General features: G+C 67.5%; 13 protein-coding genes. 4 read left to right on the top strand and 9 right to left on the bottom strand.

The genetic code is table 11. From position 1 onward, the window contains the following. Positions 1-12: 12 nt before the first annotated feature. From tilS to folD, 3 genes are all read left to right on the top strand, one after another. Positions 13-1167: a tRNA lysidine(34) synthetase TilS gene (tilS, locus tag PIJ50_RS09455; RefSeq protein WP_271974710.1), complete on the top strand. Its 1155-nt coding sequence runs from the start codon at positions 13-15 to the stop codon at positions 1165-1167. 61 nt (positions 1168-1228) lie between these two features. Next, complete coding sequence (ftsH, locus tag PIJ50_RS09450) at positions 1229-3127, top strand: ATP-dependent zinc metalloprotease FtsH (RefSeq protein WP_271974709.1); 1899 nt, start codon at positions 1229-1231, stop codon at positions 3125-3127. Between the two features lie 170 nt (positions 3128-3297). Beyond that, positions 3298-4182, top strand: a complete 885-nt coding sequence (gene folD, locus PIJ50_RS09445; RefSeq protein ID WP_271974707.1) for a bifunctional methylenetetrahydrofolate dehydrogenase/methenyltetrahydrofolate cyclohydrolase FolD — start codon at positions 3298-3300, stop codon at positions 4180-4182. Positions 4183-4185: 3 nt separating this feature from the next. On the opposite strand, the gene pdeM is transcribed toward folD, so the two are convergent. Both pdeM and ychF read right to left on the bottom strand, forming a co-directional pair. After that, entirely contained in the window at positions 4186-4842 is a 657-nt protein-coding gene (gene pdeM / locus PIJ50_RS09440) for a ligase-associated DNA damage response endonuclease PdeM (protein ID WP_271974705.1), read from the bottom strand. Between the two features lie 39 nt (positions 4843-4881). Then, entirely contained in the window at positions 4882-5979 is a 1098-nt protein-coding gene (ychF, locus tag PIJ50_RS09435) for a redox-regulated ATPase YchF (RefSeq protein ID WP_271974703.1), read from the bottom strand. 119 nt (positions 5980-6098) lie between these two features. Between ychF and trpA the strand changes: the two genes are divergently transcribed. Then, on the top strand, positions 6099-6890 hold the full coding sequence (gene trpA / locus PIJ50_RS09430; RefSeq protein ID WP_271974702.1) for a tryptophan synthase subunit alpha: 792 nt from the start codon (positions 6099-6101) through the stop codon (positions 6888-6890). 276 nt (positions 6891-7166) lie between these two features. Here the strand turns inward: trpA and PIJ50_RS09425 are convergent, their stop codons facing one another. Genes PIJ50_RS09425 through PIJ50_RS09395 form a run of 7 tightly spaced genes read right to left on the bottom strand, consistent with a single transcriptional unit; the run spans position 7167 to position 14241 of the window. Continuing rightward, positions 7167-7925: a TIGR02186 family protein gene (locus PIJ50_RS09425; RefSeq protein WP_271974701.1), complete on the bottom strand. Its 759-nt coding sequence runs from the start codon at positions 7923-7925 to the stop codon at positions 7167-7169. Beyond that, complete coding sequence (locus PIJ50_RS09420) at positions 7922-8842, bottom strand: sulfite exporter TauE/SafE family protein (protein WP_271974699.1); 921 nt, start codon at positions 8840-8842, stop codon at positions 7922-7924. Before PIJ50_RS09420 ends, PIJ50_RS09425 begins: the two co-directional genes overlap by 4 nt. A 43-nt stretch (positions 8843-8885) precedes the next feature. Continuing rightward, positions 8886-9686, bottom strand: a complete 801-nt coding sequence (locus PIJ50_RS09415) for a purine-nucleoside phosphorylase (protein ID WP_271974697.1) — start codon at positions 9684-9686, stop codon at positions 8886-8888. A gap of 1 nt (position 9687) precedes the next feature. Further along, positions 9688-10638: an ABC transporter permease gene (locus tag PIJ50_RS09410; protein ID WP_271974695.1), complete on the bottom strand. Its 951-nt coding sequence runs from the start codon at positions 10636-10638 to the stop codon at positions 9688-9690. Beyond that, positions 10638-11717 carry an ABC transporter permease gene (locus tag PIJ50_RS09405; RefSeq protein ID WP_271974693.1) on the bottom strand — a complete coding sequence of 360 codons (1080 nt, stop codon included), beginning with the start codon at positions 11715-11717 and terminating at the stop codon, positions 10638-10640. Before PIJ50_RS09405 ends, PIJ50_RS09410 begins: the two co-directional genes overlap by 1 nt. Next, positions 11717-13252 carry an ABC transporter ATP-binding protein gene (locus tag PIJ50_RS09400; protein WP_271974691.1) on the bottom strand — a complete coding sequence of 512 codons (1536 nt, stop codon included), beginning with the start codon at positions 13250-13252 and terminating at the stop codon, positions 11717-11719. Before PIJ50_RS09400 ends, PIJ50_RS09405 begins: the two co-directional genes overlap by 1 nt. Continuing rightward, positions 13252-14241, bottom strand: a complete 990-nt coding sequence (locus tag PIJ50_RS09395; RefSeq protein ID WP_442900723.1) for a BMP family lipoprotein — start codon at positions 14239-14241, stop codon at positions 13252-13254. The genes PIJ50_RS09400 and PIJ50_RS09395 overlap by 1 nt, the downstream gene beginning before the upstream one ends. Between the last annotated feature and the right edge of the window lie 16 nt (positions 14242-14257).

Below are 14257 nucleotides of genomic sequence, written 5' to 3'. Positions count from 1 at the left end.
GGCCTGGGACCGGTGCCGCCGGTCCTGGGCCTTGCCGTTTCCGGGGGCGGCGATTCCGTGGCGCTTCTGCTGCTGGCGGCCGAGGCGGGGATCCCCTGCCGCGCCGTCACCGTCGATCACGGCCTGCGGCCGGAAGCGGCAGAGGAAGCGCGGCAGGTGGCCGACCTGTGCGCCCGTCTGCAGGTGCCCCATCAGGTGCTGCGCTGGCAGTGGGACGGGCGGGGCAATCTGCCCGACGCCGCCCGTCGCGCCCGCCGTCGCCTGATGGCCGGCTGGGCCCGGGACCAAGGCATCGGCACCATCGCCCTTGGCCACACGCGCGACGATGTGGCCGAAACCTTTCTGATGCGGCTGGCGCGCGGCGCCGGGCTGGACGGTCTTTCCGCCATGTCCCCGGCGTGGGAGGAGCATGGCCTTCACTGGCGCCGCCCCCTTCTGTCCGTGGGGCGGGAGGAGTTGCGCGACCTTCTGCGCGCCCGGAGGGTAAGGTGGGCCGAGGATCCCACCAACACCGACACCACCTATGAACGCGCTCGCGCGCGTCAGGCGCTGGGCGATTTGCCGCTTGGCCTGACTCGGGACCGTCTGGCCGAAGTGGCGCAGCATCTGGCAAAGGCTCGGGCGGCGCTGGACGCCGCCACCGACACCGCCGCCCGCCATCACCTGCAACAGGACCGTGGCGATGTTCTTCTGAACCCGGAGGGGCTGGACCCAGAGATGCGCCGTCGCCTGCTGCTGCGCGCCGTGGCGTGGGTCGGGCGGCAGCCTTACGCGCCCCGCGCCGTTTCGGTCGCACGTGCGATGGACGCCTTGACGAATGGCCGCCCCGCCGCCGTGCAGGGCTGCGGCATGGTGGCGCAGAACGGAGCGTGGCGGATCTACCGCGAATGGGCGGCGGTGCGCGGCTTCTGCACCCCGGCGACGGACCCGTGGGACGGTTGGCGGCTGGACGGCCCCGCGCATCCTGACCTGCACATCGCCGCGTTGGGGGAGGCGGTGGCCCGATGCCCCACATGGCGCAACAGTGGCCTGCCGCGCCGCAGCCTCCTCGCCTCCCCGGCGGTGTGGCGGGGCGAAACCCTGGTTGCCGCCCCGCTTGCAGGCCTTGGAAGCTGGACCGCCCGCCGGGAACCGCCGCTTATCGGATTGAACCCCCCGCGCGAATGACTATCTTGTGGCCGAAGTGCCCCGCGTCCTTGCGGGTTTGACGTGTCAGGGGAGACGACTTTTGGGGAACGCGCGAAATATTGCCTTCTGGGTGGTCCTGTTCCTGCTTGTGCTGGCACTGTTCAACCTGTTCAGCGGCGGAAGCTCGACCAACGCGTCGCGCACCATCTCCTTCTCGGACTTCATCGAGCGGGTGGACAACAGCCAGGTGACCTCGGTCACTCTGGATGGGGAACGCATCCTGTTCCGCGGCAATGACGGCAATCAATATGTGGCGATCAAGCCGGCGGGTGAGAATGTCACCGACCGCCTGATCGACAAGCAGGTCGAGGTGCGGGCCGAACCGCAGGAGCAGTCGGGCTTCCTGTCGCTCATCTCGCTTTGGCTGCCGTTCATTGTGCTGATCGGGATCTGGATCTTCTTCATGAACCGCATGCAGGGCGGCGGGAAGGGCGGGGCCATGGGCTTTGGCAAGTCCCGCGCCAAGCTGCTGACCGAAAAGCATGGGCGCGTCACCTTCGACGATGTCGCAGGCATCGACGAGGCAAAGGAAGAGCTGGAAGAGATTGTGGAATTCCTGCGCAACCCGCAGAAATTCTCGCGCCTTGGCGGCAAGATCCCGAAGGGGGCGCTGCTGGTCGGCCCTCCCGGTACGGGTAAGACGCTTCTGGCGCGGGCGATCGCGGGTGAGGCGGGGGTTCCGTTCTTCACCATCTCCGGTTCCGACTTCGTGGAGATGTTCGTGGGTGTCGGCGCGTCCCGTGTTCGCGACATGTTCGAGCAGGCCAAGAAGAACGCGCCCTGCATCGTCTTCATCGACGAGATCGACGCCGTGGGCCGCGCCCGTGGCGTGGGCATCGGCGGCGGCAATGACGAGCGTGAACAGACCCTTAACCAGTTGCTGGTGGAGATGGACGGTTTCGAGGCGAACGAGGGCGTGATCATCGTCGCCGCCACTAACCGGAAGGACGTGCTGGACCCCGCGCTGCTGCGTCCGGGCCGCTTCGACCGCCAGATCCACGTGCCGAACCCCGACATCAAGGGGCGCGAGAAGATCCTGAACGTCCACGCCCGCAAGGTGCCGCTGGGTCCGAACGTGGACCTGCGCCTGATCGCGCGCGGCACGCCCGGCTTCTCGGGCGCGGACCTGATGAACCTTGTCAACGAGGCGGCGCTGATGGCCGCCCGCGTCGGCCGACGTTTCGTGACGATGGACGATTTCGAGAACGCCAAGGACAAGGTCATGATGGGCGCGGAGCGCCGGTCGATGGTCCTGACCCCCGACGTGAAGGAAAAGACCGCCTATCACGAGGCCGGCCACGCCATTGTGGGCATGGCGATGCCGAAATGCGATCCCGTCTACAAGGCCACGATCATCCCGCGTGGCGGTGCCTTGGGCATGGTCGTCAGCCTGCCCGAGATGGACCGGCTGAACATGCACAAGGACGAAGGCAAGCAGAAGATCGCGATGACCATGGCCGGCAAGGCCGCCGAGATCATCAAGTATGGCGAGGAAGGCGTGTCCTCCGGCCCGGCGGGCGACATCCAGCAGGCGTCCGCGCTGGCGCGCGCCATGGTGATGCGCTGGGGGATGTCCGACGCGGTCGGCAACATCGACTATGCCGAGGCGCATCAGGGCTACCAAGGTCAGACGGGCGGCTTCTCCGTCTCGGCCGAGACGAAGACCATGATCGAGGCCGAGGTGAAGCGCCTGATCGACGAGGGTTACGAGACCGCCTATCGCATCCTGACCGAGCAGTCGGAGCAGTTCGAGCGGCTGGCCAAGGGCCTTCTGGAATACGAGACGCTGACCGGCAACCAGATCCGCAAGGTCACCGCCGGAGAGCCGATCGACGAGGAGGACGACAACGACAAGCCCACGGGCACCGGCTCCATCGCGTCGATCCCGAAGACGCGGCCGAAGCCCCCGGGCGACCCGCTGCCCGAACCTTCGGCCTGAACCGAGGTGTGACATGAAGCCCCGAAACCTGAGAATGGTTTTGGGGCTTTTGTTTTCGGGCCCGCTGGCGCCCGATGATCTTTCCGTTATCGCCCCTCGTCTTCATGCTGCGGCGCGATTGACCCCTTTCCATCCCAGCGGATAAGAGGGGGCAGCAGAAGGGGATCCACATGGCGACGATCATCGACGGCAAGGCATTTGCGGCAAAGGTGCGGGGGCAGGTGGCGGAACACGTGGCCCGGCTGAAGGCGCAGGGCATCGTGCCGGGCTTGGCCGTGGTGCTGGTGGGCGAGGATCCGGCCTCGAACGTCTATGTCACGAACAAGCACAAGATGACGCTGGAGGTCGGCATGGCGAGCTTCGAGCATCGCCTTGACCTCGACACGCCCGAAGCCGACCTGCTGGCCCTGATCGACCGGCTGAACGCCGATCCGGCCGTGCACGGCATCCTGGTGCAGCTGCCGTTGCCCGCGCATATGGACGCGGCCAAGGTCATCAACGCGCTGGATCCGGCCAAGGACGTGGACGGGTTCCACATCCTGAACGTGGGCCTTCTGGGCACGGGGCAGAAGGCGATGGTGCCCTGCACGCCGCTGGGATGCCTGATGATGCTGCGCGACCACCACGGCAGCCTGTCGGGGCTGAATGCGGTGGTGCTGGGCCGGTCGAACATCGTGGGCAAGCCGATGGCGCAGCTTCTGCTGGGCGACAGCTGCACCGTGACCATCGCCCACAGCCGCACGAAGGATCTGGCCGAGGTGTGCCGCCGGGCCGACATCCTCGTCGCCGCCGTGGGGCGGGCGGAGATGGTTCCGGCCGACTGGATCAAGCCCGGCGCCACCGTGATCGATGTCGGCATCAACCGGGTGGAGCGGGACGGCAAGAACCGTCTGGTAGGCGATGTGGACTTCGCTGGCGCGTCGCAGGTGGCGGGGGCGATCACCCCGGTGCCGGGCGGGGTGGGCCCGATGACCATCGCCTGCTTGCTGGCCAACACCGTGACGGCCTGCTGCCGCGCGAACGGGCTGGCCGAACCGGAAGGCCTGACGCCCTGACCTTCAGGCCCGCCGTGCCGTCCGGTGCAGCGGGACCGCGATGGGGCGGGGGCCGGTCAGGATGACGCAGGCGCCATCCCCCATCTGATCCGCCAGCACCGCGTCATGGCACCAGAGCCCGCCGGTATAGGTGCCATAGGCGGGCAGGATGGCGTGGCGCTGGTCCACAAGGAAGCAGGGCCGCGTCACCCCGGCCAGACGGGCCTTGGGGTGGTAGTGGCCCGAAAGTTCGTGGCCTTCGCCATTAGCAATATGCCGAAGGGCCAGCGCGCCGATCTGAAGCTCCTCCAGATGCGTGCCGCCCACGGCCATGGGGACAGGATCGTGATTGCCCGCGATCCATGTCCAGTCCCGACCGTCTATCAGGCGGGCCAGCCAGGCCAGCTCCGCCTCGGCCAGGGCGGCCTCCGCATCGTCGAAACTGTCACCGAGGCAAATCACGCGCCGGGCCCCGGTCGCTCGAAGGTCCGCCTCCAGCCGTGTCAGGCTGTCCCATGTCTCATACGGGGGCAGCAGCGCGCCGCCGCGCCGGGCCATGCGTTCGGACTTTCCAAGATGCAGGTCCGACACCAGCAGCAGATCCTGATCCGGCCAGTGCACCGCGCCGGAGCCCATGGCCTGCAGGCGCGCGGAACCCAAGGTGAAGGGAAGCATGTTCATGCTTCGTGCTTCCCCGATCCGCGCGCCGGGCGCAAGGGGTCAGCCGTTGAACAGGAAGTGAAGCACGTCGCCGTCCTTCACCTCGTAGGTCTTGCCCTCGACCCGGAACTTGCCCGCCTCTTTCGCGCCCGCCTCGCCCTTGCCGGCAATGTAGTCGTCATAGGCGACGGTTTCGGCGCGGATGAAGCCCTTCTCGAAATCGCCATGGATCACGCCGGCGGCCTGCGGAGCCAGCATGCCCTTGTGGATCGTCCAGGCGCGCGCCTCTTTCGGGCCCACGGTAAAATAGGTTTGAAGGCCCAGAAGCTCGTATCCTGCGCGGATCAGGCGGTCCAGGCCGGCCTCCTCCAGACCCATCTCGCCTAGGAACATCTCGGCTTCCTCGGCGTCCAGCTGGCTGATCTCCTCCTCGATCCGGGCGGAGATGACGACGGTGCCCGCGCCCTGCGCCGCGGCCATGGCGGCCACGCGCGCGGACTGGCTGTTGCCTTCCGCTGCCGCCGACTCCTCCACGTTGCAGACATAGAGGATGGGCTTGGAGGTCAGCAGTTGCAGCATCCGCCACTGCTTTTCATCATCGGCCGACACGGCCACGGTGCGGGCGGGCTTGCCGTCGTTCAGCGCGGCCTGCGCGGCGCGCAGAAGACGGTCCTGATCCAACGCGTCCTTGTCGCCGCCCTTCAGCTTGCGGGCGAGGTTGGCCAGACGACGTTCGATCGATTCCATGTCGGCCAGCATCAGCTCGGTCTCGATCGTCTCGGCGTCCGCCACTGGGTCGATACGGCCTTCCACATGGGTGATGTCGCCATCCTCGAAGCAGCGCAGCACGTGGGCGATGGCGTCGCATTCGCGGATGTTGGCCAGGAACTGGTTGCCCAGCCCTTCGCCCTTCGACGCGCCGCGCACGAGGCCCGCGATGTCCACGAAGGTCATCCGCGTGGGGATGATCTGCTTCGATCCCGCGATCGCGGCCAGCTTGTCCAGCCGCGCGTCGGGCACCGCCACCTCGCCCACGTTCGGCTCGATGGTGCAGAAGGGGAAGTTGGCCGCCTGCGCCGCCGCCGTGCGGGTCAGCGCGTTGAAGAGGGTGGATTTGCCCACGTTCGGCAAGCCCACGATACCCATGCGAAAGCCCATCATCATTCCCCTTGCTGGCGTCGCGCCCCAAATAGGCTGCATCCGCCCCCCGCGCAAGCACGGCCATTGCACCGCCGCCCGCTTTTCCCTACCAGAAAGGCACAGCAGGAGAGAGTGCCATGACCCGGATCGATGCGAAGTTCGCCGCCCTGAAGGACCAGAACAAGAAGGCCTTCGTCGCCTATCTGATGGCCGGCGATCCCGATGCGGAGACGACGCTGGCGGTCATGCGGGGGATGCCCGCCGCGGGCGTGGACGTGATCGAGCTGGGCATGCCCTTCACCGATCCCATGGCGGACGGGTCCACCATCCAGCAGGCGGGGCAGCGCGCGCTGGAAGGCGGCCAGACGCTGGACCGCACGCTGGAGATTGCCCGCCGCTTCCGCGAAGGCGACACCACCACCCCCATCGTGCTGATGGGCTACTACAACCCGATCTATTCCCGCGGGGTGGACCGCTTCCTGGTCGACGCCGTCGCCGCCGGCATCGACGGGCTGATCGTCGTCGACCTGCCGCCCGAGGAGGATGACGAGTTGTGCCTTCCGGCCCAGAAGGCGGGTCTGAACTTCATTCGGCTGGCCACCCCCACGACGGACGCCGCGCGCTTGCCGCGCGTGCTGCAGAACACCTCGGGCTTTGTCTATTACGTGTCGATCAACGGGATCACGGGGGCGGCGGCGCCGCAGCCGTCCGACGTCGCCCCCGAGGTGACGCGGATCAAGGCCTCCACCGACCTGCCGGTGATCGTCGGCTTCGGCATCACCACGGCCGAGGCGGCCGAAGGCATCGCCTCCATCGCCGATGGCTGCGTGGTGGGGTCCGCAATCGTGAAGCTGATCGGCGAGGGCCGCCCGGTGGACGAGGTGCTGGCCTTCATCGCCGATCTGGCCGCCGGCGCTCACCGCGCGTGAGCGGGTTCCTACTGCCCGAAAATTGATATCTGAGACGCTGTCGCGTGCGAAGACCGCATCCTTTTGGGGGCCGATTGCGCTTGGCGCTTGGCCTTAAGGGGACAAGGAGAGTCCGGATCCCCTTGTTGTAAGCTCCGTCGAGCCCCTCCGTTAACGGCCCCCAACGGATATGAATGATCGCGAGCGCACTGTCCTGATCCCGGGCGTCAAAGGGCTTTGGACAGCACTTGCGCCCGCAGGCTTGCCAAGTCGCCGGGCCCCTTCGCGGCAAAAGCCCTACCGGCGCAGGCGCTGGAAGATGACCGAGGCGCCCCAGCCAGCCAGAACCGCCATGGCCAGCGACAGGAGACCGTAAAGCGCCGATTGTTCGCGCGACAGGGTGTAGAGGAACCGCTCCAGCCCCGCCTTGCGGACGCCGATGCTGCGTTCCAGCATGTCGATCACATGGCCGTCCCGGGTCAGGAAGATGCGGACGCGGTATTGCCCTTCGGTCAGGTCGGCGGGCAGGGCCACATCGGCGCGGAACAGCGTCTGCTGGTCCATCCAGATCGACCCTTCGTTGATGCGGTAGCGCCCGCTGCCTTCGCGGATGCGCAGCAGCGCGTCCATGTAGGCCTGCGGCTCCTCGGTTTCCGAGCTGATGCCGACGGAGCGGATGGCCTGCCGGATCGTGATCCGGTGGCGCAGGTCGTCGGTCTGGTTCAGGATGCGGTCCAAGGGGCCCGTGGTGGCCACGGCATAGAAGCTGGGTGCGCTGTCGATGCGGACCGCATCGGTGTTGATCCAGATGCCGGCCGTCCGTTCCTTCTGGCGCACCACCACGGGTGTGTGCGGCCCTTCGACCGCTACGATCACGTCCAGCGCGCCCTGGGGGCGGGGGGCGTCGCGCTTCACGGCGCCAAAGATCAGGATCTCGGACCCGACATAGTTCGTGGTGATGCTGACCGAACTTTGCGACAGGCCCGCCACGATGCTTTCCTCCTGCGCGGCGGCGGGAAGGGCCAAGGCCAGAAGGATCAGGAGCGCGCGCATCATTCCACCGCCTCCGGCGTGAGGGAGAAGAGTTCGTTCGGCTGGAAGATCAGGTCCGACCCGACCTTCAGGCTGACGGCCAGCACCAGAAGCGCCAGAAGGATGCGCAGCTGTTCGGCCCGCAGCTTCACCCCCACCCGCGCGCCGAATTGGGCGCCGACCACGCTGCCGATGATCAGCAGCAGCGCCAGCATGATGTCTACCGTCCCACTGGTCATCGCGTGCAGAAGCGTGGTGAAGGCCGACACCAGAATGACCTGGAACAGCGAGGTGCCCACCACCACCTTCGTGGGCATTCCCAGAAGGTAGATCATCGCCGGCACCATGATGAAGCCGCCGCCCACCCCCATGATGGCCGACAACAGGCCCACCGCCGCCCCGATCATCAGCGGCGGCAGGACCGAGATGTAGAGGCCCGAAGCGCGGAACTTCATCTTCAGGGGCAGGCGGTGCACCCAGGTGTGGCTGTGCGCGCGGCGCACGGGGGCGCTCTCTTTGCGGGCGCGGCGCAGGGCGCGGACGCTTTCCTGCAACATCAGCGCCCCGATCACCCCCAGAAACAGCACGTAGGAGATCTGGACCACCAGGTCGATCTGCCCCAGCGCCGACAGCCGCGCGAACAGCCAGATGCCGATGGCGGATCCCACAAGGCCCCCGGCCTGCAGCACGAAGCCCATCCGGAAATCCACCGCCTTGCGCTTCAACTGCGCCAGCACGCCCGAAACGGAAGAAGCGACCACCTGGTTCGCACCCGTCGCCACGGCCACGGCGGGCGGAATGCCGATGAAGAACAGAAGCGGCGTGATCAGGAACCCACCCCCCACGCCGAACATCCCGGACATGAAGCCGACGATCCCCCCCAGACCCAGAAGGACGAAGGCGTTGACCGAAAGTTCCGCGATGGGAAGGTAGATCTGCATGTCGGCACCGTGCTGGAGGAGGGGGCGTGGGGGCGGGCCAGCCTCATCGCAGGCCGCGCAGCGTCTCCCTCAGGATGCGTTCCAGCTTCGCGGCGCCAAGGGGGGCCATGGCCTTCGTGTGCTCATGGCTCAGCCGTTCGTCGGACAGGCCCGCGCCCATGTTGGTGATGGTGGAGATGGCGGCGACCCGCAGGCCTAGAAAGCGCGCGAGGATCACCTCGGGGACGGTGGACATGCCCACGGCGTCCATGCCCAGCGTCCGGGCCATCCGGATCTCGGCCGGGGTTTCGAAGCTGGGGCCGGAAAACCAGCCGTAGACGCCTTCGGCCAAGGGCTCGCCCACCGCCTGCGCGGCGGCCTTCAGTTGCGCCCGCAGGCCCGCGTCATGCGCGTCGGTCATCGGCACAAAGCGGGCGTCCGAGGATTCGCCGATCAGGGGGTTCGGCCCGCTGAAGGCGATGTGGTCCGACAGCAGCATCAGGTCGCCCGGACGCAGATCCTCGCGCAGGGAGCCTGCGGCGTTGGTCAGGATCAGGCGGTCGGCGCCAAGGGCGCGCAGCACCTCCAGCGGGACGCGCATGGCGGCGGGGTTGCCGTGTTCGTAGTAATGCGCCCGCCCGCCGAAGACGGCGACGCGCACGCCCTCAAGCTCCCCGATCACCAGCTTGGGGTTGTGGCCGGACACGCCCGCATGGGGAAAGCCGCCCAGATCGGCATAGGGGATGGTCACGCCCTCCACCTCCTCGGCCAGATGGCCCAGGCCGGAGCCGAGGACGAGCCCGACCTGCACCGGATCGTGGCCCGCCTTGGCGCGGATATAGGTCGCGATGGTGTCGGCGGTCATGTCAGCGTTCCTTCACGTAGGGTTCGCCACCGGCCCGGGGCGGGATGGCCTTTCCGACAAAGCCCGCCAGAACCAGCACGGTCAGGACATAGGGCAACGCCTCCAGCGCGGGGACGGGGATCGGCACCACGTCGGGGCGCAGCGCGATGGCCTGGAAGAAACCGAACAGCAGCGTGGCCCACAGCGCGCCCCAGGGCCGCCACTTGGCGAAGATCAGCGCGGCCAGCGCGATGTAGCCGCGGCCGGCCGTCATCTCGCGCCCGAAGCCCGCCTGCAGGGCGGTGGCCAGATAGGCACCCGCGATGCCGCACAGCACGCCCGTGATCAGCACCGCCGAAAATCGCATCCGCGCCACCGACACGCCCGCCGTGTCCACCGCCGCCGGGTTTTCCCCCACGGCGCGCAGGCGCAGGCCGAAGCGGGTGCGGTACAGCACCCACCATGTCAGCGGCACGGCCAGCACGGCCAGATAGGTCAGGATCGGATGGCCCGAGATGACGTCGGCGTAAAGCGGCCCGATCACCGGCACGCCGCGCGCCGTTTCGGCCAGCGGCAGGGTCAGTTCATTGAACCGCGCCTCGCCCGACAGGGACGGGGTGCGCCCGCCCTGCTGGAACGCGGTCTGCGCCACCAGAACCGTGATCCCCGAGGCGAGGAAGTTCAGCGCCACGCCCGAGATCAGCTGGTTGCCCCGGAAGGTGATGGAGGCGAGGCCGTGCAGCAAGGCCCAGACCAGCGCCGCGCCGATGCCCGCCAGAAGGCCCGCCCAGGCCGACCCCGTCAGGAAGGCCACGGCGCCGGATGCGAAGGCCGCCACCAGCATCTTGCCTTCCAGCCCGATGTCGAAGACGCCCGCGCGTTCCGACCACAATCCGGCCAGGCAGGCCAGCAGCAGCGGCACGGCCAGACGGACCGTGGAATCGAGGATTTGCAGAAGCGTTGCGTAGTCCATCACGCCACCTTTCGCGGGCGGAAGAACACGCCCAGCATCATCCGCACCATGTGATCCAGCGCGCCGGTGAACAGGATCACCAGACCCTGCACCACCACCCGCAGGTCGATGGGGATGGAGGTCCAGAGCCCAAGCTCCGCCCCGCCCTGATACAGGAACCCGAAGAGGAGAGCCGACAGCACCACCCCGAACGGATGGTTGCGGCCCATCAGCGCCACTGCGATCCCGATGAACCCCGCCCCTTCGGAGGAGTTCTGGAGAAGCCGCCCGCTTTCGCCCATCACGTTGTTGATCGACATCATGCCGGCCAAGGCACCCGACAGCGCCATCGCGATCATCACCGTCCGCACGGGGCGGATGCCGGCATAGCGCGCGGCGGGCTCGGACTTGCCGAAGGCCCGGATCTCGTACCCCAGCGGGGTGCGCCACAAAAGGGCCCAGACCCCCACGCAGGCGATCAGCGCAAGGAAGAGCGAGATGTTGGCCGGCACCGCGTCGGTGAAGACGAGGTTCAGGCCCGGGATGTCCGACAGCGCCGGGATGCCGAGGCCAAAGCGGGCGGTCGCGGGTTCGGCCTGTCCCGCGGGGCGCAGCACGTCCACCAGCATCCACACGATCAGCGCATAGGCGATGTAGTTGAACATGATCGTCGTGATGACGATGTGGCTGCCGCGTTTGGCCTGAAGCCAGCCGGGTATTGCCCCCCAAAGCGCCCCAGACGCGGCCGAGGCGATGATGGCCGCCAGCAGCGCCACCGTCCAGTGCGGCCACGGGATGAACAACAGCGCCAGCGCGATGCCAAGGCCGCCCAACTGGGCCTGCCCCTCGCCGCCAATGTTGAAGAGTCCGGCGTGGAATGCCATCGTCACGGCCAGCCCGGTGAAGATGAAGCTGGTCGTGTAATAAAGGGTGTAACCCCAGCCATAGGCGGAGCCGAGGGCGCCCGTGACCATGGTCGTGATCGCCTCCCACGGGTCCTGCCCGATGGCCAGGATCACGAGCGTGGCGCAGATCGCGGCCAGAACCAGCGAGATCAGCGGCACCAGCACCACATCGGCCCAGCGGGGGATCTGTCGCATCAGGCGGTCTCCGTCACGCCGGCCATTAGAAGGCCCAGCTCGCGTTCGTTGGTGGTGGCGGCGTCGCGGGTGCCCATGATGCGGCCGTCGAACATGACGGCCACGCGGTCGGACAGGGACATCACCTCGTCCAGTTCCACGGACACCAGAAGGATGGCCTTGCCCTGATCGCGCAGGGCCACGATCTGCTTGTGGATGAATTCGATCGCGCCGATGTCCACGCCGCGGGTGGGCTGGCCGATAAGCAGAAGGTCGGGGTTCCGCTCGATCTCTCGGGCCACGATGATCTTCTGCTGGTTGCCGCCGGAGAAATGCTTGATCGCAAGGTCCGGCAGGGGCGGGCGCACGTCGAAGCGCTGCATCTTCGCCGCCGTGTCCGCCTTCAGCGCCGCCTGGTCTGTGAAGGGGCCGCGGCGGTAGTCGTCCTCGCGGTGATAGCCGAAGGCCACATTCTCCCACGCGGCGAAGTCCATGATGCAGCCAAGATGGTGGCGGTCCTCGGGGACGTGGCCCACGCCGGCGCGGCGGCGGTCCCGACCATCCTCGTGCCCCGCAAGGTTCAGGTCGCGTCCCAGAAGGCGCACCTGGCCCGTGGCGGTGGCGATGCCGGCCAGCACCTCCATCAACTCGGACTGGCCGTTGCCGGCCACGCCCGCGATGCCAAGGATCTCTCCGCGCCGCAGGGTCAGGGACACGCCCTTCAGGCGTTCGACGCCGTTGTGGGTGACGCGCAGGTCCTCGACCTCCAGCACCACCTCTCCGGGGGTGGCGGGGGTCTTGTCCACGCGCAGCAGCACCTTGCGGCCCACCATCAGCTCCGCCAGCTCGGCGGGGGAAGTGTCGCGGGTGGTCACGGTGGCCACCATCTCTCCGCGCCGCATGACGGACACGGTGTCGGTGATCTCCATGATCTCGCGCAGCTTGTGGGTGATCAGGATCACCGTCTTGCCTTGGTCGCGCAACCCGCGCAGGATGCGGAACAGGTGGTCCGCCTCGGCCGGGGTCAGCACGCCCGTGGGTTCGTCCAGGATCAGGATATCGGCCTGACGGTACAGGGCCTTCAGGATCTCCACCCGCTGCTGGTAGCCGACGGACAGATCCTCGATCCGGGCGTCGGGGTTCACCTCCAGCCCGTAATCGCGGGAAAGGCGCGCCAGCTCCTTGCGGGCCTTGGACAGCGAGGGGCGCAGAAGGCCCCCGTCCTCGGCCCCGAGGATGACGTTTTCCAGAACGGTGAAGTTCTGCACCAGCTTGAAGTGCTGGAACACCATGCCGATGCCCGCGCGGATCGCGGACTGGCTGTCGGGGATGGGCGTCTCGCGCCCGTCCACCAGAATTTCGCCCGAATCGGCACGGTAGAAGCCGTAGAGGATCGACATCAGCGTCGATTTCCCGGCCCCGTTTTCCCCGATGATCCCGTGGATCGACCCCTTGGCGACGCGGATGGAGATGTCCTTGTTCGCCTGGACCGGTCCGAAGGCCTTCGAGATGCCCCGAAGCTCGATCGCGGGGGCCGTGTTCGGGCTTTGAAGCATCAGAAGCCGGCGACCGGGCAGGTGTCGTCGGTCATGTAGTCATGAACCGCGATCTCACCGGCGATGATCTTCTGCGTCGCATCCTCGACCGCGGCCTTCATCTCGGGCGTGACCAGTGCGGCGTTGTTTTCGTCCATGGCGACGACGACGCCCTGTTGGGCAAGCCCCAGCGTGACGGTGCCGCCTTCCATGGCCTCGCCCTGCTTGAACGCGTCCTCCACGGCGACGTCCACGCTCTTGACCATGGAGGTGAGGACCTGCCCCGGATGCAGCATGTTCTGGTTGCTGTCGACGCCGATGGAGAGGATGCCTTCATCCGCGGCGGCCTGAAGAATGCCGATGCCGGTGCCGCCCGCCCCGTGATAGATCACGTCCGCCCCTTGGCCGATCTGGGCACGGGCCAGTTCGCCGCCGCGCACCGGATCGTTCCAAGCGGCCGGGGTCGATCCCGTCCAGCTCACCAGAACCTTGGCCTGCGGGTTCGCCGCCACCGCACCCTGCGCATAGCCGCAGCCGAATTTGCGGATCAGCGGGATGTCCATGCCGCCGATGAAGCCGACGGTGCCGGTCTTCGACGCCATGCCCGCCATGAGCCCTGCCAGATACGACCCTTCCTCCTCGGAGAAGACGACCGAACGGACGTTGGGCGCTTCCACGACCGAGTCGATGATGACGAACTTGGTGTCCGGGTAATCCGCTGCCACCTGCGTCAGCACGTCCGAGAACGAAAAGCCCGTCATGACGATCGGGTTCGACCCCGATTGCGCCAGCCGCCGCAACGCCTGTTCGCGCTGGGCTTCGGACTGCATCTCGATCTCGCGGTATTTGCCGCCCGTTTCCTCGGCCCAGCGTTGGGCGCCGGTATAGGCCGCCTCGTTGAAGGACTTGTCGAACTTGCCGCCAAGGTCAAAGATCAGGGCCGGATCGGCCATGGCTGTGGTGGCGGTCAGCGCAAGCGCGGTTGCGCCAAGAACGGCTTTCAAAGTCACGGGGCGGCCTCCATGT

The sequence above is a fragment of the Falsirhodobacter sp. 20TX0035 genome (genome assembly GCF_028307215.1).
In the GTDB taxonomy this organism is placed as follows: Bacteria; Pseudomonadota; Alphaproteobacteria; order Rhodobacterales; family Rhodobacteraceae; genus Falsirhodobacter.
The sequence above is the reverse complement of the archived record's forward strand: the minus strand, read 5'-3'. Positions and strand labels throughout refer to the sequence as shown.